Source organism: Oscillibacter sp. CU971, assembly GCF_905219725.1.
GTDB lineage: Bacteria > Bacillota > Clostridia > Oscillospirales > Oscillospiraceae > Oscillibacter.
Map to the genome: position 1 here is coordinate 1 of NZ_CAJMXG010000003.1, position 26,333 is coordinate 26,333.

The window sequence follows — 26,333 nt, forward strand, 5'->3', positions numbered from 1 at the left end:
CCCTATAACTTTCGATGCAGAAGGGCAAATGACGGCGGAAATCGGGGGCCGCAGGCGCGTGATCTATGAAGTCCGGGACGGGCGGATCATGATCAAGGGCGAACAATACCCGATCAAGCTGGCGGACGGCTTCTATATTATCCGAAAACTGACTGTTTTAGAGTGCAAACGGCTTCAAACCGTGCCGGATTCATACATATTCCCGGTAAGTGACACGCAGGCATATAGACAACTGGGCAACGGCTGGACGGTGGACGTTATAGCCCATATTCTTTCCTACTGCCCAGGGATAACGGAAAAGCCCCTGGAAGTGCTGTCTATGTATGACGGTATGAGTTGCGGGCGGCTGGCGCTGGACAAGCTGGGGGCATGGGTGGCGGCGTATTGGGCCACGGAAATTGACAAGTACGCCATAAAGACCACACAGGCGAATTTCCCGGACACGGTACAGCTGGGGGACGCTTTCCAGGTGCGGGAAGACGGCTGGAAGCCGTGGGAAGGAGCGAAACAATGAGTGTATGCAAAGGGTGCGGGCGGCAAATTGACTGGATACGCACGGCGGCGGGAAAGTTAATGCCGATTGACCCGGAACCAGTTTTCGTGATTGAGGGGGACGGAAAGGATCTCTTTTTCACGGATGAAGGGGGAACGCTGAAAGGCCGGGAAGCTCGCCCGGATGAAGTGGCAACGCGGGAAGCGAAACTGGAAACGCCGCTGGGCTTTGTACCGCATTGGAAGACTTGCCCGAACGCGGCGGATTTTCGGCGGCGGGGGTAGCTGCATGGATTATGTTCTTTCCCTGTCATACGGCAAAGATTCCCTGGCGTGCCTGGGCGCTATTGAAGAATTGGGCTGGCCGCTTGACCGCGTTGTACACGCGGAAGTCTGGGCAACAGACACAATTCCAGCTGACTTGCCGCCGATGGTGGAATTTAAGGCAAAAGCAGACAGGATCATAAAAGAGCGCTGGGGGCTGGAAGTCCAGCATATCAGAACAAAGCAGACCGCAGAAAGCGTTTTCTACCACAAGAGAACAAGAGGGAACAGGATCGGGGAAATTGTGGGATGGCCTANGACCAAAGGGCCGAAAGTAGGCTGTGAACTGCAAAAGGCGCTGAAAGTACGCCCGATGCAGACAGCGCAAAAAGGCGCTATTACATACCTGGGAATNGCGGTGGACGAACCAGGGAGCTACAACAACATATCCGAAACAAAATTAAGCCCGTTGATTGAAGCCGGGTGGACGGAAGCGCATTGCCGCCAGTGGTGCGAGGANCGCGGGTTGCTGTCCCCGATCTACACGGACAGCACACGCGGCGGGCGCTGGTTCTGTCCAAACCAGAGCATTAAGCAACTGCGGAACTTGCGCAAGAAATACCCGGAACACTGGGAAATTATGCNGAAATGGGATAAANATAGCCCGGTTTGCTTTGTTTCGGACAAGCGGACAGTTTGGGATTATGAAGAACGTTTCAGACTGGAAGATCAAGGGCTTATTTCGGCGGATGATAAAGCGTTTCGCTGGGCAATGCTGGATGCACCGTTAAATTACAGGCTTTTCTAATGGGGTGAAATCGTGGACGAACTGGAACGGGACTACAACGGGGACGCTATCCGCCATTGCGCGGCGTGTGACTGGTGCAAGAGCCTGGAAAGCAGGAACGGGGGAACTTTTTACTTCTGCATGGACGAAAGCGGCGGCGCATTTCTGGAAGAAACCGATCTTTGCGGCTGGTGTACCGTTTCGGCGGAAGATGAAGACGCGCCGGGCGAATGGTAAAAGGAAAAGGCTTTGACTATGGTTGCCGCCATAGTCAAAGCCGTGCCAAAGATGTGATATAAAGACAATTCTGCAAGAAAAATTATACCACATTGACGGCACAAAAGCAAGCGTAAAAAGGCGGAAAGCGCCTTTATTTCTGCGGGTTTTGCGCCCGCGTTACGGGCTTGTATGGGGTATTAACTTTCCGGGGAAAGCCTGGAAGCTGTCAATATATGGGAATAGCGGATCAAGGGAAAGTATGACCCCAGGCCCGCCAGCGCGGCAGCGCAGCCGGAAGGAGCCGGATCATGTTTTACAGGGAAAAGAAGGTTGACTGCGGCGGCTATAGGGAGGTTGACATTATCCCCCGCACGGAAAGCGCGGAACGGGCCGTGAGAGGGAAGCGCCGGAAGCGTCAACGGGTATCAGAACCAAAGCAAAAGGACTTGAACGAAAAAAACTCTAAACGTTACCTTGTGCAGCTGGGCAACGGGAATTTCGGAGCCGGGGATCTTCACGTCACACTTACATACAGCGCAAAGCACCTTCCCCAGACGGTGGAGGAAGCAGAGCGGCGGATCGGAAACTATCTGAACCGCGTAGCATACCGCCGGAAGAAGTTAGGGCTTCCGCCGCTGAAATATATCCTTGTCACAGAATACGGGTACGCCAAAGACGATCCAGACCACGCGGGAAGCCCCGTCCGCATACACCACCATGTCATTATGAACGCCGGGCTTGACCGGGACGAAGTGGAAATGATGTGGACGGCGGAACGGATTAACTGGCGGAAGTATGACGCGGATCACAGCTACGGGGATACAGTGGAGCGGATGGGCTACGTCAACGCTGACCGCATCCAGACCAACGAAAACGGCATTGAAGCGCTGTGCAAGTACGTTATGAAGAACCCCAGGGGGAAGAAGCGGTGGAGCAGTTCCAGGAACCTTGTGCGGCCAGTGGAACGTCCGCCAGCAGACCACAAGCACACGAAAAAGAAGGTTGAAGCCCTGGCAAAGTCAACGGATCAGGGGCGGGACTTCTTCCAGAAGCAGTTCCCCGGCTACACGATCACGGAAATAAAGCCGGAATATTACGAAGAAACAGGCTGGCATATCTACTTGAAAATGTGGAAAAAGCCAGAAAAGAAACAGAAAAGCAAGAAAGGACGGAAGAAACGTGAATAAAGAAGTAATGTTCAGCAGCGCAACGGGAGTATGGGCCACGCCGCAGGACTTNTTTGACAGCCTGGACGCTGAATTTAATTTCACGCTTGACCCGTGCGCGAACGATGAAAACCACAAGTGCGAAAAGTATTTCACGGAAGCGGAAGACGGGCTGGCCCAGGACTGGGGGGGCTACAGGGTATTTTGCAATCCGCCCTATGGCCGGGTGCTGTACAAATGGGTTGAAAAGTGCTATCGGGAAGGGTGCAAGGATGGAACGATCGTGGTGCTGCTGATCCCGGCCCGAACGGATACAACCTATTTTCATGACTTCATCATGAACCGGGCGGAAATCCGCTTTATCAAAGGCCGCTTGAAGTTCGGCGGCGGGAAAGATCCGGCCCCCTTCCCGTCCATGCTGGCGATCTTCCGTGGGCCGAAAATGTGAAGGAGGTAACACCAATGGAAGAAAAACTGTGCTACGTGTGCAGCCCATACCGGGGGGACGTGGCCCGCAACGTCAAGTACGCACAGGAACTGACCGGGCGGGCCGTCCGGCGGGGGCTTGTGCCGATCACGCCGCATCTGTACATAACGCAAGCCCTGGACGATCGGAACCCGGAGGAACGCGCTCTGGGGATGGAAGCGGGCCTGCATCTGCTGGAACCGTGCGAATGTATCATGATCGGCGGGCGCTATGGAATTTCGGAGGGTATGCGCTATGAGATCGAGCGGGCGCACAAGATGGGAAAAAACTTCTCTTTTGCGGATTGTGGGAAGCTGAACGGGAAAGATGAGGGTTTTCTGCGGGAAATGAGCCGCTACCCGGACATGGAGGAACGGAAGCAGGAATTTATACACCTGCTGTCATTTGTGGAGCGGGACGGCGTACAAAAGCTGCTGGAATGGCTGGAAAGCACGGACTTTTACACGGCCCCGGCCAGCACGAAATACCATGGAGCCTATGCGGGCGGCCTGCTGGAACATTCCTTGAACGTGTTTCGGCGGCTGGTGAAGCGTTGCCCGGCGGCGGATATGGACACGCTGACTATTGCCGCCCTGCTTCATGACGTGTGCAAGATCCATCTGTACGAAAAGACGGAAGACGGATACCGCCACAACGAACAATTCCCGATCGGCCACGGGGAAAAGTCCGTGATCCTGATTCTGCGGCATATGCCGTTGACGGATGAAGAAATCACGGCTATTTCCTGGCACATGGGCGCTTTTGACAGTCGAGCGGGCGCGGGCCGCAGCTTGTCCCAGGCGTGGGAGAAATGCCCGCTTGCCCTGCATCTGCATTTAGCGGATATGGAAGCAACCTGGTTTGACGAAAAGAGGGGGCCGCAGGAATGAAAAGACGCGGAAAGACAGTGGCGGAACGGATGGCCGTATCATTGCGCCGGGAAGAAGCCGAAGCGACCGGGAAGCCGCTGTATGCGTCCTATACGGACGTTCCGCCGGGGCTGTACAGCAAAACGGCCTGTATGAAGCTGAAATGCCCGGCGGCGGAAGATGAAGCCCCGGCGGCCTATGTGCTGAACCGTAACTGGCTGGGGTATATGCCGCTGTACGATCGGCGGGAAAAAGGAGGGCAGCAGGGATGAACGACAAGCAAAGAAAAAAAGCGCTGGACAGCTGGCGGGGAAAGAAGAACAATTCCCAGGGGCATTTCTTTGAGGGCTTCATAAAGACCGCGTGCGCCGTCTACAAGCAGAAGGGGATCGCGTATGTGGAGAAGATGCCGGAACCCTTTATGGTGCTGGAAAAGAAAGACCGGGGCATTTTTAAGGGCCGCTTCATTGCCCACGCACAGCCGGACTTCATGGGCACGCTGTCCGGCGGGCGCTCTATCTGCTTTGAAGCAAAGTACACCAGCACGGACAAGCTGGCGCAAACCGTCCTGACGGCGGAACAGTGGGACAGCCTGGAACAGCACTGGAAAGCCGGGGCAAAAGCGGGCGTGTGCGCCNGGATCGGGAATGTGTACGCCTTTATCCCCTGGCCCGTCTGGCGCTCTATGCAGGAAATCTACGGGCGAAAATATGTGACGGCGGAAGACCTGGAACCGTACCGGGTGCGCTTCAACGGGGCGTGTATGTTCCTTGACNCGCTACACTCGGACGCGGCGGCGGACAAGGAAGCACGGGACACGCTGGGGGCCGCAAAGAAGCGCTTGTGGAACAAATTGCAAACCGTGGAGCGGGACGCGGAAGAAGCGGCAGAAATTNNACGGCTGGAACTGAAACTGCAACAGGTGGCGGGCGCGGAACTGGCGGCCCGGCTGATTGAGATCATACACCAGCAGCCGAAAGAGAAATGGGAAGGATTCCTGGGAACAACGNCGGNAGCGATTATGAACGGCGCTGATTATTCCGCCTGCAAGACAATAGACGATATGGCAAACGTGTTTGCAAAAAATTTTGTGGAAAGGAACTGGGGCTAATACCGCCGCAGGAAGGAGCGGAACAAAATGAATGAACAGCGGATTTACCGGGCCGCCCTGGCCGCCTGGGGCGCGGACGCACAAACGCTGATGGTATTTGAAGAAATGGCGGAACTGCAAAAGGAACTTTGCAAGGCCGCCAGAGGGAAGGACAACCGGGAACAGATCGCGGAAGAAATTGCGGACGTGGAAATCATGCTGGAACAAATGAAAGTGCTGCATGATTGCGCGGACGTAGCGGCGGCATACCGGGAAAGCAAACTGCGGCGGTTGGCGATACGGTGCGGGGCGGACGTGGAGCCGGAAAAAGGGAATGAACCGCTGACACTGGCGGAACTGTCCGAACTGAAAGGAAAACCCGTGGTTGTGCTTCCGATCAGGGAAGGGAAAAGCGGGGACAAGCCGGAATGGTGCGTGGTATCGGAACTGGGCGGAGAGGTTGATATACCTGGAATTGAATACACCTGGTACGACTTCAAGGACTACGGGAAAAGTTGGATAGCATACCGGGATGAGCCGCAGGAAGGGAGGGAAACCCCGTGAAACCGATTGACCGCATCATGAAAGACAACGTGCCCGGCTACAGCTACATGAAAAAGGCCATGCCGCAGGTTGGAGCGGGACGGGAGCGGAAGACACAGCCGCAGCGGAAGAAGCCCTATAACATGACTGAAACAGCGCCAAGTGGAAAGGCGGTTTTGCGCAAGGGCGTAACCGTTACGCAGGCCGCCCGGAAGCTGAACAGGTACGAGGAAACGGGCCTTACGCCACAGGGCGTGTTTGACCTGATCGAGCGGGCGCACAACCTGGAACGGCGCGTGGAAAAGTTGGAGGGCTGGCAGTAGTGGGATACAGGCAGAAACACCCGTACATAAAACAGCTTCTTTACCTGCTGAAATGGAAGATAGGAGGTAGGCGCGGTGGCGGCGGAACGTTGCGTGCTGTGTGGCGCTCATATCGCGGATGGATCGCAAATGTGCCGGGCCTGCATGGACAAGTACAGCCCGGCGGCGGTGCTGGAAACGGAACAGGAATTGCGGGACATTGCCCAGGTTTTGAAGATAACCGCCAGCACAGACAGGAACATAAAAGAATCAATGGAAGCCATTCTGTGGATCGCGGATAGTCTGGGAAGGAACGGCAATGGAAGATAGATCAAACCAGACATACACGCCCCGCGTGGTGCGGGCGCGGATCAATATCCCGGCCCGGCCCTGGCAGGCGTACCGGGAGGAATACCGGGGGCAGGGCTTCACGGTGAACAACTTTAAGGCCATGCAGAAAGCGGATCAGTATTTTAACGGCCTGGAAATCACGCTTTCTTCCTGGTGGTATGACGATCACAGCTGCTGGCATTTGTTCAACTGGCCGCAGGCGGTGGACGATCGCGTTATGTGCGCCATGTACCACGCGGAACAGTATAAGGGCGGCCCCGGTATGTTGCCCAGCGCCTACAAGGGCGATTTTGAAAAGTTCCGGGCGGACTGGGCGGCGGGCACGTATGACCCCGGCGCAACGTACACGTTCAAGCTGGAAAACGTGGAAGTTCTGGAAGTATTGCAGGAAGAAACGTGGCAAGACCGGGAGCCGGAACGGGCCGCGCCGCCGAAACGGAAGAAGCGGAAGAAGAAGGGCCGCAAACGCCGTGGGTAAGAAGAAGCACCGCCCAAAGAGCAAAGCGGAACTTCTGCAAGCCCAGTGGGAGCGGGAGCGCCCCAGACCGCAACGCCCGGCGGCGGGCTGGATGCAGGCGGCGGCGGANNGGGNGAACCGGGCGCAAGCNGCGGTTATCGCAAANCGGAAGGAGGGGAAGCCGGGATGAACAGGAAGGGGCCGTGGNCGCGGAAACTTCATTTCTGGNGGAAGCATAGGCGGTTTTGGACGGTGCGCCAGCACTTCTTCCGCACGCGGGCCGGGAAGGGCCTGCAATCGGCGGTTTACCGCCTGGCGCAGAAGTTCCCGGAAAGCAAGGTGCTTGAACGGGTGCTGTTTCACCTTCTGCCATTTTAGGCGTGAAATGCTGTGCTATCGGCGGGACGGGCAGAAAGGAACGGAAAGAATGGATATGCGCATTTTATCGGTTATCAATTTGAAAGGCGGCGTGGCAAAGACCATTTCCAGCGTGGCTATTGCGCATCTGCTGGCGGAAAAGGGCTTCCGCGTCCTGCTGGTGGACAATGACAAGCAGGGGGACGCTTCCAGAGGATACCGCCGCAGGGATGAAGACGGGGCCGGGATTGATGAAATCATGACCGCCCGCCGCCCGGATATGGGCAGCTTGATCCAGCACACGGACTTCCCCGGACTGGACATTATCACGGCCAACATGAAACTGCTGAAAGCGAATCTGGAAGTGCTGCTGGATCAGACCCGCCAGCAGCAAACGCGGTTGAAAAAGGCGCTTGAACAGGTGCGCGGGCAGTATGACTTCTGCGTGATTGACAACGCGCCGGATATTAACATATCCACGATCAACGCCCTGGTTGCCAGCAATGACGTGATCGTACCGCTGGAAGTGGATGATAACACAACGGAAGGGCTGGCGGAACTGGCGGAACAGATCGAGTTCACGCGGGAAGACCTTAACCCGGCCTTGACCTTCCGGGGGTGCTTCATTACGAAGTACGACAAGCGGAACGAAGCCCACGCCCAGGGCGCGGCCCAGTTGGAAGCGTCCGGGATATACCCGGTATTCCGCACGAAGATCCGCACGTCCAGGAAGGTAAGCGAAAGCACGTTTGCCCGACTTCCTATCACGGTATATTCCAAGCGTTCCAATGCGGCCATTGATTATGCGGCCCTGGTGGAAGAATACCTGGCGGCCTTGCAGGCGGACGGCGTGGCGCTTTTGAGCGTGCGACCCGTGACCGAATCGGACACAAAGAAAGAAGTGAAAGAATGAGCGATTTATACAGCATCATTTTAGAAGCCGTGAAAAAGGGGCCCATAAAATCTTGCTACAACTGCGCCAGAAAATGCAGACCGATAGGCGTAGCAGAAATACCGCTGATAGCGGACGAAGGGCAGCAATGCAAATTCTGATGGCCGGGTGAAGATATGTACATACCAACAGAAGCGGAATTAGAGGGAATAAAACGGATGGAACAGGAAAGAAGGGTGAAACAAAGTGGCAAAATTTGATTTGCACCAGCTTTTGAGCGAACGTTCAAAGGCGGCAGCCGTGGAGCGGGAGAAAGAGCCGCGCACGGCGGATGGAATGGAACAGTTGACGCTTGACGTTTACGATCTGATTCCTTCACAGGAAAACTTCTATTCCACGCAGTACATAAACGATCTGAAACAGTCTATTGCAATCGTGGGACTGCTGCAACCGCTGCTTGTGGAGCGGGACGGGGACAAATTCTGCGTGGTGGCCGGACACCGCCGCCGCCTGGCCTGTATGGCCCTGGTGGAAGACGGCCTGGCACAGTTCCGGCGCGTGCCGTGCGTAACGCGGGCGGCGGAGGAAGAAGGAACCGTGAAAACGATCCTTGACCGTCTGGCCCTGATTTTTGCAAACGGCTTCCGCGAAAAATCAGACTGGGAGAAGATGGAAGAAACCTTGCGCACGGAAGCGCTGATCGCGGAACTGCGGAAGGAAGTTGAAGTGGAGGGCCGCACGCGCTGGATCACGGCGGAATTTACAGGGATCACGGAAGCCCAGATCGGGCGGTACAAGAGCATAAAGAACAACCTATGCCCGGAACTAATGCAGGCATTTAAGGCAAAGCGGCTGGGCGTGTCAACGGCCTATGAACTGTCCGGGCTGTCCCCGGACTACCAGGCGCGGGCGGCGGACACGCTGGAAGAAATGGGCGTGCTGTCCATAAACGATGCAAAGGCGCTGAAACAGGAGGAAGAAGCACGAAAGCCGCTGGAAGGGCAAATGGAACTTGACGCGGCGGAGGAAGGAGCCGCCCAGACGGCCAAGGAAGCCGCCCAGGACGCGCCGGAAGCCGCAGGGGATACAGATACCGCCACGGCGGCGGAGGGGACGCAGGACACGCCGGAAACGGCCCAGGACGGGCAGCAGGAAAAGCAGCAGGACAAGCCGCCGCAGAAGGAGCCGGAAAAGCCCGTCTATGTCGAGCGGGAACCACGCGGGCGCGGCTGTGCGTGGTGCAACCCAGACTATCACAGGGAACAGGCAACGGCGGAAGGGCGCTTCTTACTGGCCTATGAGCCGGAAGAAAAACTGGCAATGATACTGGACAAGGAAACGGGAGCAGTTGAACACATGATTTTCCATTGTTGCCCGTTCTGCGGAAGAAAGCTGAAATAGGAGGGGCGCACGATGAAAAAGCGCGGGCGCGGAAGCTGAAATAAGCAAGGAAAAGGCATAGCCGCTGTGGGGGCGGGGGCTATGCCTTATACCCGTTTTTATGACTTCAAAGGAACCGCCGGAAATCGGAGGTATAGGAAATGGACAAAAAAGACGTTTTGGCCGCCCTGATGTTTTACCGGAATATTGATGGAGAAATCAGGTATTACCGGAGCATGGTAGAAGAACTGGAAAGCTACTATGACACGATCGGCGGGCAAAGACTGGACGGGATGCCGAAAGGGAAAAACCATATTTCAAACGCCGTGGAGGCCGTGGCCTTGAATTTGCCGGATGGAATAGCGGAAAACATAGACTATTACACGGCAAAGATCGCGGAGTTGCAGACGCTGAAAGTGGAAATCCTGCGGGAAATTTCCGGCCTGGAATACAAGCTGAAAGCGATTGTAACGGACTACTACTTACACGGGCTGAAATGGGAACAAGTTTCGGCACGCAACCATTATTCCGAAAGGCAATGCAAAAATATCCGTGACGCGGCGGTTGGAAGCCTGGTTAAATCGTTCGGGGCAAACAAGATTATTGCGGGTTTTTCGTTTTCAAAGTAAAGATTGTCCGCCATTGCCCGCTTTTATCTGCTATACTGTAGCAGAACAAGGGCGGGAAAAGCCTTTGAAGTCAGCCCCCTACAGTAACAGGCTTTGAAGCAAAATTCAAAGCCTGTTATTATTTTACCAGTTCCGGCATGATCAGGAACGGCGAAAGGCTGAAAACGAACGAACAGGAGGGAACCGGGATGGCAAGGCCCAGGAAGCCGGAGCGGGACGAAGCAAAAAAACTGTACCTGCAAAGCGGCGGGAAAATCAGCACAAAAGAACTGGCGGCGGCTGTGGGCGTGGACGATGGCCGCATAAGGAAATGGAAATCCCTGGACAAGTGGGAAGATGCCCTGCAAAAGCAGCCGAAAAAGAAGGGCGGGCAGCCGGGCAATAAGAACGCGGCCGGCAGCACGCCCGCAAAGCAGGGGAATAAAAACGCTGTAACGCATGGGGCGTTTGCACACGTAGGTATTGAAGACCTGACGGAAGAACAGCAGGAAGAAATCCTGGAAATGAAGCCGGGGGAAACGTTGCAACGAATGAATGAGGAATTGCAAGGTTTGCTGGTGCGCAAAACATACCTGACAAACCTGCTGAATGGCTTTACAGACCCGCAGAAGCAGCAGGAATATTACACGGACAAAATCGTGCATATGGTTGTCCCCGTTCCACAGGAAGACCGCGCACAGGCGGAAGAAATGGGGCTGGAACTGGAACTGGTGGCAGACCCGGAGGGCGGAAAAGAAAGCCTTAAAACGGCCATGAAAACCATAATCAAAGCAAGCCCGTTTGACCGGGCCATGAAGGTTGAAGCAGAACTGAACAAACTGAATGGCAGGATTATAAAGCTGCTGGACAGTATGCGGGCACACGAAGCAGATCAAAGCAGGCTTGCGCTGGAACGTTTGAAGTATCAGCTTGCACGGCAGAAAGCAACGGGAGAGTNCGACATAGACCCGGAAGACGGCGCGGACATAGAAGAAGACCCGGAAGACGCGGAGCCGGGCGGCGCGGGATAGGTTCTTCCAGCCGGAACGCAGGGTGAGGGTACGGCGAGCCCCGGCGTTTGATTTTCTGAAAAGCGGAAAAAAACGCTTCCGCTTCCGGGTAGCGGAAAAAATAAGGGGGTGCGCAAAAAATTGAAGCTGTATACCGCCGCTGTGGTTGCCCAGTGGCTTGACATTTCAGATCGCCGCGTGCGGCAGCTACGGCAAAAGGGCGTACTTGCGGAAGCCCGGCCCGGCCTGTACAACTTGAAGNATTGCGTACACCGCTATATTGAGTATCTGAAAAAGGACGGATCGCCGGAAGAAGCCGTGGACTACAACACGGAACGGGCGAAGCTNGCGCGGGCAAAGCGGGAGCGGGAAGAACTGGATCTGCAACTAAAGCGCCGGGAGGTTTTACAGGCGGCGGACGTGGAAAAAGTCATGGTGGAAATGCTTCTGCGATTCCGCCAGAAGATCCGCAACATTCCGGTAAAGCAAAGCCCGGCGCTGGCGGTGGAAACGGATCAAATGGAAATATTCCTGGCACTGAAACGGGCAACGGATGAAGCGTTAGAGGAATTGTCAGACTTTGACGGGCTACTTGCGGAAATGGAGGAAAGAACGCCGGATGGAGGAACAGGCGAAAGCGGTATTTAAGCGCATTTTCGCAAGGCTGAAACCGCCGCCGGAAATGCGCCTGTCAGACTGGGCGGATCGGTATCGCCGGATACCGCAGGGGGCGGCAGAGCCGGGGCGATGGCGAACGGATAGAGTGCCGCATATGCGGGAAATCATGGACAGCATTTCGGACGTGCGGATCAGAAAAACTGTGGTTATGTCTTCCGCCCAGGTGGCANAATCGGANACACTGGTAAACTTAGTGGGGTATTATATGCACTATGACCCGGTTCCGATCCTGATGATGCAGCCCACAATTACGATGGCGGAAAGTTTCTCTAAAAACAGGCTGGCAAAATCCATACAGGAAACGCCAGTGTTGCGGGGGATGATAAGCGATCGGCGGGGAGCCGGAAATACAATCCTGGAAAAAGTGTTCCCCGGCGGAAGTATCGCCATTGTGGGAGCAAACAGCCCCAGTTCCCTTGCGTCCCGGCCCGTGCAAGTGCTGCTGGCGGACGAAGTGGACAGATACCCGGCCACGGCGGGAACCGAGGGCGATCCGCTTTTCCTTGCATCCGAACGGCTTACAACCTTCTGGAACAGCAAGGAAGTATATGTGTCCACGCCGGGAAACAAGGGCACTTCCAGGATAGAATTAGAATACCAGCACAGTTCACAAGGGGAATGGAACGTGCCGTGCCCGCATTGCGGGGAATTGCAGCCGCTGACGTGGGAAGGGGTTGTGTTCGACAAAGACAATCTGGACACAATCCAGTATTGTTGTAGCAAGTGCGCGGTGCTGGCAACGGAAGCGGAATGGAAAAAGGGGTTTATAAACGGAAAATACATACACGCAGATCCAGAAAATCCCGTGCGTGGTTTCCACCTTAACGCCCTGGGATCAAGTCTGGCCCGCTGGCGGGACATTGTGGAAAAGTTCCTGCTTGCGAATGAGGAAAAGAAGAAAGGCAACATAGAAGAATTGAAGTCCTGGACAAACACGAAAATGGGCCAGACGTGGGAGGAAGAAGGGACGGAGGTTGACGAAAGCGCTCTTATGAAGCGCCGGGAACGCTATAATTGCGAAGTTCCGCCGGAAGTCCTGTACCTGACAGCGGGCGTTGACACGCAGGACGATCGCTTTGAAGTGGAAGTGGTGGGCTGGGGCGTGGACTATGAAAGCTGGGGCATAAAGTACGCGGCCATTTACGGTGATCTGAAACAAGATCAGGTATNGAAAGACCTGGACGCTTTTCTTTCCCAGACGTTCACGAAACCGGACGGAACGAAGCTGAAAATTATTTGCGCCTGCATGGACACGGGCGGACACTTCACGAACCAGGTATACCGATTCTGTAAGGCGCGGTATGCGCGGGGGTTGCGGGCCATAAAGGGCAGCAATGACAGCCAGGCGGCCTATATCCAGAAGCCAACATAGAGCAACCGGGAAGGGGTAAACCTGTTCATGCTGGGCGTGGATACCGGGAAAAGCCTGCTTCTGCAACGCCTGTTACTGGACGATGAAGGGCCGGGCTACTGCCATTTCCCAAAGGACGAAGGGCAGGGCTATGATGAAAGTTACTTTATCGGCCTGACAGCGGAAAAGCAGGTGCTGACCTATAAAAAGGGGCGGCCCGTGTTTGAATGGAAGATAAAAGACTATAAGCACAAGCGAAACGAAGCGTTAGACTGTAGGAACTACGCGGCGGCGGCTATTGAGATCGCGCAAGTGCCGCTGAAAAAGCAGGAAGAACAACCGCAGGTGAAGAAAAAACGGCGGAAGCGCCGGACAAGTGGAGGGATCATGTAATGCCGGGAATTACTCTTGAAATCGCGCAGAAACACCTTGACGCATGGTTGGAAGCGGAACTGGCCTGTACCACGAACCAGTCATACACGATCGGCAGCAGGACTTTGACGCGGGCAGACCTGGCGGAAATCAGGAACACGATCAAGTATTGGGCGGATATGGTGGCGCGGCTGGAAGCGGCAAAGAAGTTCGGCGGGCGCAACCGGGTAAAACGGATCATGCCCAGGGATTTATAAAAGATTGCCCGCCATTGCCCGTTTTTTCCGCTATAATTAGTAGCGTGAAAATCTGAATAGATAGACACGAACAGGAAGGAGCACCCGCAGGGGCGCTTCTTCCTGCTGTTTAAGGGGGTGTATGCGTGGGGGTAATACAAAGAGCCATTGACGGCGCGATCGCCGCCATAAGCCCACAAAAGGCGCTGGAACGGGCAGAAGCGCGGCAACAGCTGGCGCGGACGCGGGTAATCAATACGGGATACAGCCATTACGGGGCCAGCAGCTACAAAAAGGAAATGGCCGGATGGATCTACAACGGCGGATCTTCCAGGGAGGACATAGAAGAAAACCTGGACGTGTTGCGCCAGCGTTCCCGCGATCTGTATATGGGCGTGCCGCTTGCCACGGGCGCGATCAAAACCATGCGCACAAATATTGTGGGCCGGGGCTTGAAGCTGAAACCTACGATTGATCGGGAAGTCCTGGGGATAGATGCAGACGCAGCGCACGCGCTGGAACGGCGGATCGAGAAAGAATGGGAACTGTGGGCGGATACGCCGGACTGTGACGCGGCCCGCATTGATAATTTTTGTGAACTGCAACAGCTGGCGTTTGTGTCGTGGCTTGTGTCCGGGGACTGTCTGGCCCTTCTGCCCGTGAAGAAGCGGACGGGGCAGCCCTACGATCTGCGGGTGCGGCTGATTGAAGCGGATCGGCTGTCAAGCCCCGGTGGATTTGACACGCTGGACGATCGCATAATCGGCGGCGTGGAAACGGACAACACGGGGGAAGTGATCGCCTATCACTTTTCAAAGCACCATCCTTTATCCCTTGCAAGTCAGCCTATGGAATGGGTGCGCGTCCCGGCCTACAGCCCGGCTTCTGGGCGGCGGAACGTGATCCATATCATGACCCGGGAACGGATCGACCAGCGGCGCGGCGTTCCCTTCCTGGCCCCCGTCATTGAAGCGTTAAAGCAGCTGGGGCGCTACACGGACGCGGAACTTGTGGCGGCGGTGGTAAGCGGCCTTTTTGCCGTGTNTGTCGAATCGGAAAACGCGGNCGGCGGAATGGAAGGTGCGATCGGAACGAACGTGCCGGACGAAGACCGGGTGGACGATGAAGACGCAACAACGGTGGAGCTGGCCCCCGGCGCTGTCATTGACCTGCAACCGGGAGAAAAGGCACACGCGGAAAGCCCAGGGCGGCCAAACGCAAACTTTTCCGGGTTTGTGGAAGCGGTATGCAGACAGATCGGCGCGGCGCTGGAAATCCCCTATGAACTGCTGTTAAAGCACTTCACGGCCAGTTATTCCGCAAGCCGGGGAGCGCTGGAAGAAGCCTGGAAAATGTTTCGTATGTACAGAACGTGGCTGGCGGCGGACTTCTGCCAAGTCATTTACGAAGAATGGCTGGCGGAAGCCGTGGCGAAAGGCCGCGTGAACGCGCCGGGCTTCTTTTCCGATCCGCTGTACCGGAAAGCCTACAGCAAGGCGGAATGGAACGGCCCGGCCCGTGGGATTCTTGACCCGGTTAAGGAAGTGACCGCAGCGGAAAAGCGGGTTAAAAATGGATTCTCCACGCGGCAGTCTGAAACTATGGAAATGCCCGGATCGGACTATTACGCAAACGTGGAACAGCTGAAACAGGAAGAAGAAAAATTAAGGGAGGTAACGCAAAATGCCGCAGGGAGCCAACAGCTCGCAGCGGGGGCAGACGGGAAACCCGTACCAGGTGATGGAAAATAGATTCTGGAATTTCGTCCCGGCCACGGGCACGAAACCGCCGGAAATGCTTCTGTACGGCCCGATCGCCAGTCAAAAAAGCTGGTGGGAAGACCGTGTAACCCCGGCCCAGTTCAACCAAGAATTAGCCGCTATCGGGGACGTGGAAGAACTGGTGGTGCGGATCAATTCCCCCGGCGGTGACGTGTTCGCAGCGCACGCGATCTATTGCCGCTTGCGGGACATTGACGCAAAAATCACAGTGANAATTGACGGGTGGGCCGCCAGCGCGGCCACGATCGTTGCAATGGCCGGGGACGTTATCCAGATCCCCCGGAACGGCGTTTTTATGATCCATGACCCGGCAATGACCGTATGGGACACCTACAAGGCGGCGGACTTTGAAAAGCTGGCCCAGGAATTGAAGGTGATCAAACAGTCCATTGTGAACACCTACGCGGGCAGAACCAAAATGAAGGACGAAGACATAGCGGCCATGATGCAGGAAGAAACATGGTGGACGGGGGATCAGGCCGTGGAAAAAGGCTTCTGTGATTCCATCATGTTTGAAGCGGAGCCGCAGACGGTGATCGAGAACGCCCGGAAAGTCATTGTCAATTCTGTTCCGCTGGATCTGTCACGGTTTAAGACCGTGCCCACAATGTTGTTAAACAGCCCGGCCCAGGGCGGTTTGCAAAATACTATTGAAGAACCCAAAGACCAAAAAGGAGGAAAAGGAACTATGGACGAACAGATCAAGACCGTGCCCGCCCTGGAAGCAAAATACCCGGATCTGGTGAACCAGATCCGCACGGAAGCCGTGAACAGCGAGAGGGAGCGGATCAAGAGCATCATGGACACGGCCCCGGCGGGGTATGAAAGCATCGTGGAAGATGCCCTGTTCAAAACCCCCGTGGACGCTGGGCAGGTGGCCTTGAAGATCGTTGCCGCCCAGAAGCAGGCGGGCGCAAAGTACCTGGCCGNAGTTGCAAAGGATGCCGCAGCGTCCGGCATGGACGGCGTGGAGCCGGGCGGATCGCAGCTGGGCGGCGGTGATGATGGCAAGAGCGTTTTCGACCGCGCCATTGAAGAAGTTCTGTAAGAAGGGAGGAAACGCAAATGGCGGACTTGATCGAACGGCGCAGCTATGAGCCGAAAAGGTTTTATGCGGGCGAATTTCCCGTTGTGACCGAAACGGGCACGGCTGGGGAAGCGATTGCCCTGCATGATCTGGTTATGTCCAGCGATGCCGGGATCATGAAAGCAACCACGGACGGCATTGCAAACGTGGAGGGCATTGCCGTAAGNGCGGNGGCGGAGGGTGAACCCGTTNTGTACATTCTGACCGGGGAAGTTTTCGCGGATGCCGTGGGCCTTAACGGCATTGACCCGGCGGCAGCAAAGGCGGCGTGCCGGAAGCTGTCTATTTTCTTGAAGTAAGGAGGATAAAAGACGATGCCTAACANTGTAAGCATTTACGAACNCNGTANCATGATGGGCGTGATCAGAAAGATGCCGCCCGCCTACACCTTCTTCCGCAGCACCTTCTTTTCCAATGAAAAGGCGTTCACAACGGAAACGGTGGATATGGACTATAAGAAGGGCACACGGCGGCTGGCCCCGTTTGTATCCCGCACGATCGGCGGAAAGGCTGTGCCCAATACCGGATATGAAACGCGGACGTACAAACCCGCGCTGATTGTGCCGGACAAGATTACGACCATTGACGATCTTCTGGTACGGCAGCCCGGCGAACAACTGTACAGCGACAGAACCCCAGCCCNGCGGGCCGTGATCAAAATGCGGGAAGACTTCACGGAACTGCGGGAAATGATCGTACGCCGTGAAGAATGGATGTGTGCCCAGGCCATGCTTACGGGCAAGATCATTGTGCTGGGCGAGGGCGTGAAGGATACGATCGACTTCCGTTTTTCTAACCTGCTGGACATTTCCGCAGACAAGAAAAAGAACTGGAAGAACGGCACGGAACACAACAAATACGCCGATCTGAAAGCCTGGCATGAGCGGGTACAGAAAGACGGCTTCACAAACTGCAACGTCTGCATTATGGCTTCTGACGTGGCAACGGAGTTCCTGATGGACGAAACGATCCAGAAATTGCTGGATACAAAAAACTACGCCCTGGCGGTTATCAAGCCCACACAGAAGGAAAACAACGTAACCTTTCTGGGCACGATTCACGAACTGGGCCTAGATTTGTACCAGTACAACGAATGGTATGTTGACGATTGGACAGACCCGGAGAACCCGAAAGAACTGCCTATGGTGCCGGATGGGACGTTGATGATGGCGAGCACAAACGCCCGCTTTTCCATGTACTACGGTGCGATCCATATGCTGAACCAGAAAACGGAAAAATGGGAAACGGTTGAAGGGAAGTATGTGCCGGATACCTTCATTGAGAAGCGCCCGGATCGCCGCTTCCTGTCCCTGCAAAGCGCCCCCGTGCCCGTGCCGCATGAGGTTGACAGCTGGATCACAGTGAAGGTGATGTAATGGACTTCAAAGCACAACTGGCGGCAGATATGCGGGTATTTCACAACCCGGCGGAATTTGCCACGGTGGCGGGCTTCTACTACGATCGAGAATGGTACGAAGTGCCCGTGGTGCTTGACCATGAAGCGGCGGCGGAACGGCAGCGGCCCGGCGGGGATAACGCGCCGGGCCTGTCCAGCCTGGAAGCCGTGGCGTATGTATCACTGTATGATCTGGGCTTCATGCCGGAGCGGGATCACAAGTTCGCCGTGAAGGTGGCGGGCGTTACGCAGCAGTACAACATAGAACGCGCCGTACATGAAGACGGGGAAATTATTCTGGAACTGGGGGCGCTGGGCGAACGATGAATATAGGCGTACAAATTGACGTGGNAACAATGGAGNGGGTGGAANCCATGCTGGCGCAAGTCCNGAAAGGGGCCGAGCGGGCTTTTTCCAACGCCATAAACCGGGGATTGTCGAAGATAAAAACCGGGGCGTTCCGGGAAGTCAAGCGGGTTTACACGGTGCAAAGCAGCGCTTTAAGCGGCGCAACCAGCACGAACATAAAGAAAGCGTCAACGGGCGATCTGGCCGGGCACGTCCATTTTGCGGGCTATGAAATCCCCCTGTACAAGTTCAACGTAACGCCGAAAAAGCCCGGAACCGGAAAGCAGGTAAGCGCAACCATGAAGCGCGGCGGCGGGGCCGTCTATGACGATGCCTTTATAGCTGAAATGAAAAGCGGACATATCGGCGTATTCCATAGGGAAACGCGGAAGCATTTGCCTATTTCGGAATATATGGGCCTGTCCGCCGCGCACATGGTAGGGGAAACCGCCGTGGCCGAAAAGCTACAGGAAGAAGCCCAGAAGACCGTTGACGAACGGGTTATGCACGAAGTTGAACGGCTTCTGAACGGCTATGGAGGGTAAACCATGACAGAAATTTTCCTTATGGAAAAACTGGCCGCGTTTGTGGAGGAACACACAAAAAACATTATCCTTGAAGTGGAAACGGAACCGGGCGCGGACAGAAAAGAGCGCCCGGCAGAAGTCCACAAGTACGGATTGCCGAAAAAGGAAGACAAAATAAAGCGGATTCCATATGTTCTGCTGCAACTGCTGAAAGGTGAAGACGATGTGGAAGACAGCGAATGTATGATCCGCATAATAGCGGCAACGTATTCCGAGGACTGGAAAGCGGGGGAATACGATGTGCTGAACCTGCTGTTGAAGATCAAAGCAGAGTTGAAGCGGGTTGGAATACTGGACGATCGCTTTGTCCTGCATTTCCCGGTTGAATACCTGATTTACACGGATACGGAAAAATACGGGCCGTACCATTTTGGGGAAATGATCACAAAATGGGGCCTGCCAACAATGAAACGGGAGGTTGAAGAAATATGGCAAGAGTAGTGAAAAGCAAGGCGGAAGACCTGGAAGCCGTCAAGACGGCCCAGGAAGCCGCCCAGGACGCGCCGGAAGCGGCGGGGGGTACGGATACCACCACGGCGGCGGAGGGGGAGCAGAACGCGCCGCAGGCCGCCCAGGACGCGCCCGGCGCGGAGGGGGACAAGGATACCGCCCAGGACGCGGAAGCCGTCCAGAACGCGCCGCAGGAAGCAGAGCCGGAAAAGCTGGTGTATGTGGGGCCGCAGCTTCCCCGTGGGCGGCTGAAAACCAACAAAATTTTTGAGGGCACGCGGGAACAGATCCTTGCTTCCCCGGAAATGGCGGAAGTGCTGAAAAGATACCCGCTTGTGAAGAATATGCTTGTGCCCGTGTCGAAGCTGGCGGAAGCGAAGCAGANGATCGCGGCGGGCGGGAACGCCCTGCATAAGTTCTACGCGGACATTGCTTCCCTGGCGGCAACGGAAGGATTGGAGGGATAATAGATGGCGCTGACACACGGCGTAAACGCATCGAAGCTGAAAACAAGCGTTTCCACGCCTGTTAAAGTGGCTTCCGGCGTGCATTTCGCGGTGGNCGCGGCCCCCGTGCAAATGGTGGGAGGGAAAACCAACGAAGTCATTATGGCGAACGACTATGAAGAAGCCGTGCGCTTCCTGGGGTATTCCGATGATTGGGAGAAATACCCGCTGTGCATGGAGATTTACACCGCGTTCACGCTGTACAACGTGGCCCCGGTTATCATGGTGAACGTGCTTGACCCCAAAAAGCACAAAAAGCAGGTTGCGGCGGCCAGCATGGAGCCTGTGGAAAACCAGATCCTTTTGCCGCTGGAAGCCCTGGCGGACACGGTGAAGGTGGAGGGAAAGGAAAAGGATACCGATTATACCGTGTTTTACACGGATGATAATTGCACGATCGAGTTCCTGACCGACACCACCACCGCCCAGCAGGTAAGCTATGAAGCGGTTGANCCNTCCATGGTTACGAAAAGTGACATTATCGGCGGATACAGCGTGACCACGCACAAGACCACGGGGCTTGAACTGATTGACGATGTTTTCCCGAAGTATACCCTTGCGCCTGATATTATCGTGTGTCCGAATTGGTCACACGACAATGAGGTTGCGGCGGTTATGTCCGCAAAGGCGGAAAATATCAACGGCGTGTTTGAAGCGGAAGCGCTGATCGAACTGCCCAGCACGGAAGGGGACGGCGCAACCTGGTACACGGACGTTCCGGCGCTGAAAAAGCGCATGAACATTTTCAACGTGAACCAGCTGTGCTGCTGGCCGAAAGTCAAGCTGGGCGATCGCGTCTTTGACTATACCGTACAGCTGGCGGGCAGTATGTCCAAGACAGATAACAGCGGGGAGTTCGGGGACGGCACGCCTTGCGAAAGCGCGTCCAACAAGGTTTTGCGTGCTGACAGTATGGTGCTGGCGAACGGTGAGGAAGTCCGGCTGGACGTGCCGAAAGCAAACTATCTGAACGACAATGGTATTATTACCTGTGTCAACTTCTACAACGGCTTTGTGTCCTGGGGCAACTACACTTCCGCGTTTCCGGCCAACACAGATCCGGTTGACTACTTCTACAACATTAACCGGATGTTCAAGTACATTGCCNAAACGGTGATCCTGACTTCCTGGAACGATGTTGACCGCCGGATCACGCGCCGCCTGCTTGACGCGATCATGCAGGGTGTGAACTACTGGCTGAACAGCCTGACCGCCGAGGAAAAGATCCTGGGGGGCCGGGTGGAAATGCTGGAAAGCGAAAACGCCCTTACAAACCTGATGGCGGGCCGGGTGAAGTTCCATATTTACGTTACGCCCCCGTCCCCGTTGCAGCAGCTGAATTGGGTAATGGAATACGATCTTTCCTACCTGCAAGTGCTGCTGTCCCCGGCGGCGTANGAAGGAGGNGTAAGAANTGCCGANAGTTGATCAGCTGGTAAACAACTTTGCCGTGTACGAAGACGCGGTGGACTATATCGGGATCGCGGAAGTGGAGTTCCCGGAACTGGCGTGGCTGGTGGAGGAAATCAAAGGCGCGGGGTTGAGCGGCAACATTGAAGCCGTTGTGATCGGACACCTGGAAGCTATGACGGCAAAGTTCAGCTTCCGAACGGTTACGCCCGCCGCCGTGAAGATGAACGAGCCGCGTATTCACANCCTGGATTGCCGCGTATCCCAGCAGGGCTACAACAGCAACAAGGGGCAGCACAAGCAGGAAGCGCTAAAGCACATTCTGCGGACGATGCCGAAAAAGCTNGCCGTAGGCAAAGCGGCNGTGNCTTCCNNNGCGGACGCAAGCGGCGAACACGCCGTATACTATTACGCCATTTACAGGGACGGGAAGAAGGAAACGGAGATCGACCCCGTGAACTTCATCTGCCTTATTAACGGCGTGGACTACCTGGCGGAAGTAAGAAAGGCGCTGGGCAAGTAACAGGAACACAGAGCGGGCCAGCGGCGTTGTGCTGCTGGCCCGCAATAAATTTAATTTTATGGAGGAAATGACAATGGAAGACAGCAAGAACATGAACGCGGAAAAGATGGCCCAGGAAGCCGNCCAGGCGGCCCAGGACGCGCCGGAAGCGGCGGCGGGTATGGATACCGCCACGGCGGCGGAAGCGCCCCAGGNCAAGCCCGCAGACGCGCACAGCATGAACTATGTGCATACCTTCAACTCGCCCGTTGAGATCACGGGGACGCAGTACAAAAGCCTGACCTTCTACTTTGACNGCCTGACCGGGGAAGACGTGGAGGCGGTGGAACTGGAATTGCAGCAGCGCAACATTATTGTGCTGGACGCAACCGNNTCNAGCGCGTTCCAGTGCGGCATTGCGGCCCGTGCGTCCGGGATCGGCGCGGATGAAATTGCACGCCTGCCCTTGCGGCATTATCTCAAGATCAAGAACGCCGCGAGGGATTTTTTAGTGGCTGTGGGATACTAAAAATTGAGTATCCCGGCAACTGGTTCCGAAAACAGTCATACAGGCTTGCGCGGCTGACGTATGCCGATCCGTTTAAGTGGATGGCCTTGCCGCTTCATGAATTTTTCGCCTGGANAGAAAGCGTAAACGAAGTGGAGGAAGAAGACAAGGCCGCCCAGAAGGACAAGTAAGGGGGGCGGGAAGTAATTGGCAGGGGCGCAAAAAAACTTTGAACNTCTGTTCAAACTGACTGCTTCCCTGGGCGGAAATTTCCATAGCACCTTCAACGCCGCCGTACAGGCGCAAAAGCGGCTGTCTGACAGCGTTAAAAACGTCAACGCCCTGCAATCAAAGATAGACGGCTACAACAAAGCAAACGCCGCCATTCAGCAGAACCAGCAGAAATTGCAGCGCCTGACGGCGGAACATGACCGCTTGCAATCCGAACTGGCCCAGACGGCCCAAAGAAAGCGCGATCTTCAACGGGCCATGGAGACCGCAGAAGCGGAAGGGAACATAGAGGAATACAAGCGNCTACAGAAGGAACTTTCCGAAACCAACAAGGAATACAGCAGGCTAAACGAGAAGTACAAAGCGAATCAAAACCAGATACAACAAGCTACTGCCAAAATAGAAGAACAGCAAAGATATCTTGAAGAACTGGCCCAGGAGTTGCGGGAAGCCGGATTGAACACGGACGATCTGGAACGCGCAAACGAACGGCTGAAAAATTCCTATGAGCGCTTGCAAGCGTCCCAGGAGCGCTTAAAGGGCCTTAACCAGCAGCAGGAAAAGATCAAGCAAAATATNTCTGCAACCAAAACGCAGATACTGGGCACGGTTGGAGCCTATACCGCAGTTGCGGCGGCGATCTACGCCGGGCCAGTCCAGGCGGCCCAGAAATACGAAACGGCGCTGGCAAAGGTGAACACCATAGCGGACACCACGCAAGTTCCGCTTGAAAAAANTTCGCAAGAGGTTATGGCCCTGTCCAATAAAACGGGCGTGGCGGCCAACGCCCTTGCGGAAGACGTTTACAATGCTATTTCCGCCGGGCAGAAAACCGGGGATGCCGTCAACTTTGTTTCGTACAGTACGAAACTGGCAAAGGCGGGATTTGCGGAAACGTCACAGACGCTTGACGTATTAACCACCATTCTAAACGCCTATGGAATGAGCGCAGACAAGGTGGGAACCGTCAGCGATATGCTGATCCAGATCCAGAACAAGGGCAAAGTGAGCGTGGGGGAATTATCGTCCGTTATGGGCAAGATTATCCCCANGNNAAACGCCTATAATGTGGGGCTGGAACAGCTGGGCGCTACTTATGCCATAATGACTTCCAAGGGTATTGCCGCAGCCGAAACAACCACCTACGCTAACTCCATGCTGAATGAGTTGGGCAAGAGTGGAAGCACGGCGGACAAGATTCTGCGGAAGGTTGCGGGCGGCGGTTTTTCCGATCTGATGGCAAACGGATCGAGCCTTGCGGAAGTGCTGAATATCCTACAGACGGAAGCGCAAAAGAGCGGGAAAACCATTTCCGATATGTTCGGCAGCGCGGAAGCGGGAAAAGCGGCTATGTCCATTCTGTCAAACGGGGTGGACGGCTTCAACGCCAGCGTGGAAGATATNCTGAAAAGNGCGGGGNCAACAGAAACCGCGTTCGGCATTATGGCGGACACCACGGAAAACAAGATGGCGAAGGCCAAAAACAGCATAAACAACCTGCAAATTGTGCTGGGCCAGAACCTTTTGCCGATCGTAGGAAACGTGGCGGACAAAGTGGCCGGAGTGGTCACAAAAATTTCTGAATTTGCCCAGGCAAACCCGCAGTTAGCGCAAACCGTCATGAAGGTGGTTGGAGCGCTGGCCGCGCTGAAGCTGGGCGGATTGGGCCTAAAGCTGGGCTTCCAGGAAATGAGCCTGGGAGTAAACACGGCAAAAATTGTACTGGAAACACTACGAAGAAAGTTCCTAATTCTGAAAGCTGGAAGCATTGGCCTGATCGGCAGATTAAAAAATCTGGGGAAATCGCTTACAACGCTGGGCGGCATAAAAAACCTGCTGGGCGGAATGGGCGGAATAGCCGGGAAGATACTGCCTATAGTGGCCGTGGTTGCGGCGGTTATTACCGTTGTCCAGCTTCTGCGGAAGAACTTTGACAAGGTACGGGAAACGGTAGGCCGGATTTTCGGGGACAAGGGCCTTGAAATCTTTGACAAGATCGTTGCAGCCGTTACGGCGGCAGGGAACGCGATAAAGAACGTATTTTCCGGCGGGAACATGGACGCGGCCCGCCAGAAGATAGAAAGCATTTTCGGGACGAAGGGAACGGCGGTTTTTGACGGCTTCATAAGGGCCGCCCAGACCGTAGGAAGCGCGATCGGGAGCCTGATAGGCTTTATTACGGAACACGTTGTACCAGTGGCGGAACAAGTGCTGGGCGTGATCGTGTCCGATGTGATACCGGGAATTGTCGGCGGCATACAGCAGGCGGCCCCGGTTATCATGCAGATCGTGCAAGCCATAGCGAATTTTATAGCGGGAATTATTCCGGTTATCGGCGGATTCATTGCCGGGATCATGCCCGTTATCAGCGAGATCATTACATTTGTACAAACGAACGTTTTCCCGATTGTCCAGCAGATTTTCAGTTTTATTGTTTCGACCGTCCTTCCGGCAATCGCAAGCGGCGTTCAATTTCTGGCAACCACCATTACGGCAGTGCTGTCCGCCGTGCTTCCGGTGGTGCAAACCGTATTTACTACAATCTGGAATATCATACAGCCGATCTTGCAGCAGATTTTCACAACGGTTCAAGCCGTCTTGCCGTCCGTGCTGGCGATCTTCCAGAACGTGTTCAACACCATAGGCGGCGTTGTGAACGGCCTTGCAACCGTCCTGTCCGGCCTGATCCAGTTTATCACGGGCGTTTTTTCCGGCAACTGGGGGCAAGCCTGGGAGGGGATAAAAAGCGTATTTTCCGGCGCGTGGGATGCCCTGACAAGCATTGTAAAGGGCGTTATCAACAACATAATCGGAATTATCAACGGCGCTATTGCGGGGCTTAACAGCATCAAGATCCCGGATTGGGTGCCAGTTGTCGGCGGCAAGGGCGTGAATATCCCACAACTGCCCACGTTCGCACGGGGCACGGCCAGAACGCCCAGCACCTTTATAGCGGGCGAGAAGGGGCCGGAACTGATCACCAACGCGCCCGGCATGACCGTATACACGGCGGAGCGGACGCAAAAGATCCTGGAAACCAGCAACCGGGCCGCCGCAGCGGTAAAGGCCGCGCCAGCGGCGGTGCAGGTGGGCGGCTACGGGGGAAACCCCGTGGCGGGAGTGAAGACCGCGCCGGAAGTCACACGGAACCCCAGCAGCGGCGGCGGTACGCAGAACATAACCGTAAACAATTCCCCCACGATCGTTGTGAATGGGGACAAGCCGGACGATCTGGAACAGAAGCTGGAAGCAAACAACCAGAAGCTGATCCGGGAAATCCGAGAAATGCAGCGGCAGGACGCGGAAGACGAAAGAAGGGTGGTTTATGAGTAAGACATACAGAACCATTCAAGGCGATATGTGGGACAAGATCGCCTATGAGCAAATGGGGAGCGTCTTATACACGGATCAGCTGATTAAGGCAAACGCCGATCATGCCGCTATTGTAATCTTCCCCGCCGGGGTGGTTCTGACCATCCCGGCGGCGGAAGATCCCGTAGATGTGCAGTTACCGCCGTGGAAAAGGGGGATTCTTGAATGAGCATTGCGCGGCGGGTTGAATTGCGCGTTGTGGCAATCGGCGGGGCGTTGCCGGAAGACCTGACAAACCGCCTTTTGTCAGCAACCTACACGGACA

At 55.4% G+C, this 26,333-nt stretch carries 26 protein-coding genes and 1 pseudogene; all 27 read left to right on the forward strand.

What is annotated here, in order from left to right:
• A partial coding sequence (locus JX325_RS00435) for a DNA cytosine methyltransferase (RefSeq protein WP_204789214.1) occupies positions 1 to 514 on the forward strand: 514 nt, incomplete at its 5' end.
• A gap of 1,062 nt (positions 515 to 1,576) precedes the next feature.
• Positions 1,577 to 1,780, forward strand: a complete 204-nt coding sequence (locus tag JX325_RS00440) for a hypothetical protein (protein WP_204789215.1) — start codon at positions 1,577 to 1,579, stop codon at positions 1,778 to 1,780.
• A gap of 290 nt (positions 1,781 to 2,070) precedes the next feature.
• On the forward strand, positions 2,071 to 2,949 hold the full coding sequence (locus JX325_RS00445) for a hypothetical protein (RefSeq protein ID WP_204789216.1): 879 nt from the start codon (positions 2,071 to 2,073) through the stop codon (positions 2,947 to 2,949).
• Entirely contained in the window at positions 2,942 to 3,376 is a 435-nt protein-coding gene (locus JX325_RS00450; RefSeq protein ID WP_243413839.1) for a phage N-6-adenine-methyltransferase, read from the forward strand. Before JX325_RS00445 ends, JX325_RS00450 begins: the two co-directional genes overlap by 8 nt.
• Positions 3,377 to 3,390: 14 nt before the next feature.
• The gene (locus JX325_RS17725) at positions 3,391 to 4,284 is read left to right on the forward strand and encodes an HD domain-containing protein (RefSeq protein ID WP_243413840.1); all 894 of its coding nucleotides are present in this window, start codon (positions 3,391 to 3,393) and stop codon (positions 4,282 to 4,284) included.
• Complete coding sequence (locus JX325_RS00460) at positions 4,281 to 4,535, forward strand: hypothetical protein (RefSeq protein ID WP_160573418.1); 255 nt, start codon at positions 4,281 to 4,283, stop codon at positions 4,533 to 4,535. Before JX325_RS17725 ends, JX325_RS00460 begins: the two co-directional genes overlap by 4 nt.
• Positions 4,532 to 5,374: a Holliday junction resolvase RecU gene (locus JX325_RS00465; RefSeq protein ID WP_204789217.1), complete on the forward strand. Its 843-nt coding sequence runs from the start codon at positions 4,532 to 4,534 to the stop codon at positions 5,372 to 5,374. The genes JX325_RS00460 and JX325_RS00465 overlap by 4 nt, the downstream gene beginning before the upstream one ends.
• 27 nt (positions 5,375 to 5,401) lie before the next feature.
• Positions 5,402 to 5,917, forward strand: coding sequence for a hypothetical protein (locus JX325_RS00470; RefSeq protein ID WP_204789218.1), 516 nt, complete (start codon positions 5,402 to 5,404; stop codon positions 5,915 to 5,917).
• Positions 5,914 to 6,219, forward strand: coding sequence for a hypothetical protein (locus JX325_RS00475; RefSeq protein WP_204789219.1), 306 nt, complete (start codon positions 5,914 to 5,916; stop codon positions 6,217 to 6,219). Before JX325_RS00470 ends, JX325_RS00475 begins: the two co-directional genes overlap by 4 nt.
• A gap of 75 nt (positions 6,220 to 6,294) precedes the next feature.
• On the forward strand, positions 6,295 to 6,528 hold the full coding sequence (locus JX325_RS00480) for a hypothetical protein (protein WP_204789220.1): 234 nt from the start codon (positions 6,295 to 6,297) through the stop codon (positions 6,526 to 6,528).
• A complete protein-coding gene (locus tag JX325_RS00485; protein WP_204789221.1) occupies positions 6,518 to 7,027 on the forward strand; it encodes a hypothetical protein in 510 nt (169 codons plus the stop codon). The genes JX325_RS00480 and JX325_RS00485 overlap by 11 nt, the downstream gene beginning before the upstream one ends.
• Before the next feature lie 406 nt (positions 7,028 to 7,433).
• Positions 7,434 to 8,276, forward strand: a complete 843-nt coding sequence (locus JX325_RS00490) for a ParA family protein (protein ID WP_243413841.1) — start codon at positions 7,434 to 7,436, stop codon at positions 8,274 to 8,276.
• A gap of 225 nt (positions 8,277 to 8,501) precedes the next feature.
• On the forward strand, positions 8,502 to 9,656 hold the full coding sequence (locus JX325_RS00495; RefSeq protein ID WP_204789222.1) for a ParB/RepB/Spo0J family partition protein: 1,155 nt from the start codon (positions 8,502 to 8,504) through the stop codon (positions 9,654 to 9,656).
• Between the two features lie 140 nt (positions 9,657 to 9,796).
• Positions 9,797 to 10,264, forward strand: a complete 468-nt coding sequence (locus tag JX325_RS00500; RefSeq protein ID WP_204789223.1) for a sigma-70 family RNA polymerase sigma factor — start codon at positions 9,797 to 9,799, stop codon at positions 10,262 to 10,264.
• 188 nt (positions 10,265 to 10,452) lie between these two features.
• Positions 10,453 to 11,274 carry a phage terminase small subunit gene (gene terS / locus JX325_RS00505; RefSeq protein WP_204789224.1) on the forward strand — a complete coding sequence of 274 codons (822 nt, stop codon included), beginning with the start codon at positions 10,453 to 10,455 and terminating at the stop codon, positions 11,272 to 11,274.
• A 661-nt stretch (positions 11,275 to 11,935) separates the two neighbouring features.
• Positions 11,936 to 13,675 (forward strand): annotated as a pseudogene (locus JX325_RS00515) (phage terminase large subunit family protein).
• On the forward strand, positions 13,675 to 13,911 hold the full coding sequence (locus tag JX325_RS00520) for a DUF6148 family protein (protein WP_204789226.1): 237 nt from the start codon (positions 13,675 to 13,677) through the stop codon (positions 13,909 to 13,911). Before JX325_RS00515 ends, JX325_RS00520 begins: the two are co-directional and overlap by 1 nt.
• Before the next feature lie 125 nt (positions 13,912 to 14,036).
• A complete protein-coding gene (locus tag JX325_RS00525; RefSeq protein WP_204789227.1) occupies positions 14,037 to 15,641 on the forward strand; it encodes a phage portal protein in 1,605 nt (534 codons plus the stop codon).
• Positions 15,631 to 16,719 carry a head maturation protease, ClpP-related gene (locus tag JX325_RS00530; protein ID WP_243413847.1) on the forward strand — a complete coding sequence of 363 codons (1,089 nt, stop codon included), beginning with the start codon at positions 15,631 to 15,633 and terminating at the stop codon, positions 16,717 to 16,719. Before JX325_RS00525 ends, JX325_RS00530 begins: the two co-directional genes overlap by 11 nt.
• Before the next feature lie 353 nt (positions 16,720 to 17,072).
• Positions 17,073 to 18,134 (forward strand): major capsid protein, encoded by a 1,062-nt coding sequence (locus tag JX325_RS00535; RefSeq protein ID WP_204789229.1) that lies wholly within the window; start codon positions 17,073 to 17,075, stop codon positions 18,132 to 18,134.
• Positions 18,134 to 18,481 carry a hypothetical protein gene (locus JX325_RS00540; RefSeq protein ID WP_204789230.1) on the forward strand — a complete coding sequence of 116 codons (348 nt, stop codon included), beginning with the start codon at positions 18,134 to 18,136 and terminating at the stop codon, positions 18,479 to 18,481. The genes JX325_RS00535 and JX325_RS00540 overlap by 1 nt, the downstream gene beginning before the upstream one ends.
• Positions 18,482 to 18,528: 47 nt before the next feature.
• Positions 18,529 to 19,047, forward strand: a complete 519-nt coding sequence (locus tag JX325_RS00545) for a phage tail protein (RefSeq protein WP_243413842.1) — start codon at positions 18,529 to 18,531, stop codon at positions 19,045 to 19,047.
• 3 nt (positions 19,048 to 19,050) lie between these two features.
• Positions 19,051 to 19,530, forward strand: coding sequence for a hypothetical protein (locus JX325_RS00550; RefSeq protein ID WP_204789232.1), 480 nt, complete (start codon positions 19,051 to 19,053; stop codon positions 19,528 to 19,530).
• Positions 19,531 to 20,009: 479 nt separating this feature from the next.
• A complete protein-coding gene (locus JX325_RS00560; protein ID WP_204789233.1) occupies positions 20,010 to 21,473 on the forward strand; it encodes a phage tail protein in 1,464 nt (487 codons plus the stop codon).
• A gap of 4 nt (positions 21,474 to 21,477) precedes the next feature.
• The gene (locus tag JX325_RS00565; protein WP_279380491.1) at positions 21,478 to 21,978 is read left to right on the forward strand and encodes a phage major tail tube protein; all 501 of its coding nucleotides are present in this window, start codon (positions 21,478 to 21,480) and stop codon (positions 21,976 to 21,978) included.
• Between the two features lie 694 nt (positions 21,979 to 22,672).
• Positions 22,673 to 26,029 (forward strand): phage tail tape measure protein, encoded by a 3,357-nt coding sequence (locus tag JX325_RS00570; protein ID WP_204789234.1) that lies wholly within the window; start codon positions 22,673 to 22,675, stop codon positions 26,027 to 26,029.
• Positions 26,022 to 26,237 carry a tail protein X gene (locus tag JX325_RS00575; RefSeq protein WP_204789235.1) on the forward strand — a complete coding sequence of 72 codons (216 nt, stop codon included), beginning with the start codon at positions 26,022 to 26,024 and terminating at the stop codon, positions 26,235 to 26,237. The genes JX325_RS00570 and JX325_RS00575 overlap by 8 nt, the downstream gene beginning before the upstream one ends.
• The last annotated feature ends 96 nt before the right edge of the window (positions 26,238 to 26,333 follow it).

Coding starts and splice junctions, on each gene's coding strand:
- JX325_RS00485 (WP_204789221.1), top strand. CDS start 6,518: ATGGAAGATAGATCAAACCAGACATACACGCCCCGCGTGGTGCGGGCG.
- JX325_RS00550 (WP_204789232.1), top strand. CDS start 19,051: ATGACAGAAATTTTCCTTATGGAAAAACTGGCCGCGTTTGTGGAGGAA.
- JX325_RS17725 (WP_243413840.1), top strand. CDS start 3,391: ATGGAAGAAAAACTGTGCTACGTGTGCAGCCCATACCGGGGGGACGTG.
- JX325_RS00460 (WP_160573418.1), top strand. CDS start 4,281: ATGAAAAGACGCGGAAAGACAGTGGCGGAACGGATGGCCGTATCATTG.
- JX325_RS00490 (WP_243413841.1), top strand. CDS start 7,434: ATGGATATGCGCATTTTATCGGTTATCAATTTGAAAGGCGGCGTGGCA.
- JX325_RS00520 (WP_204789226.1), top strand. CDS start 13,675: ATGCCGGGAATTACTCTTGAAATCGCGCAGAAACACCTTGACGCATGG.
- JX325_RS00540 (WP_204789230.1), top strand. CDS start 18,134: ATGGACTTCAAAGCACAACTGGCGGCAGATATGCGGGTATTTCACAAC.
- JX325_RS00500 (WP_204789223.1), top strand. CDS start 9,797: ATGGACAAAAAAGACGTTTTGGCCGCCCTGATGTTTTACCGGAATATT.
- JX325_RS00575 (WP_204789235.1), top strand. CDS start 26,022: ATGAGTAAGACATACAGAACCATTCAAGGCGATATGTGGGACAAGATC.
- JX325_RS00445 (WP_204789216.1), top strand. CDS start 2,071: ATGTTTTACAGGGAAAAGAAGGTTGACTGCGGCGGCTATAGGGAGGTT.
- JX325_RS00470 (WP_204789218.1), top strand. CDS start 5,402: ATGAATGAACAGCGGATTTACCGGGCCGCCCTGGCCGCCTGGGGCGCG.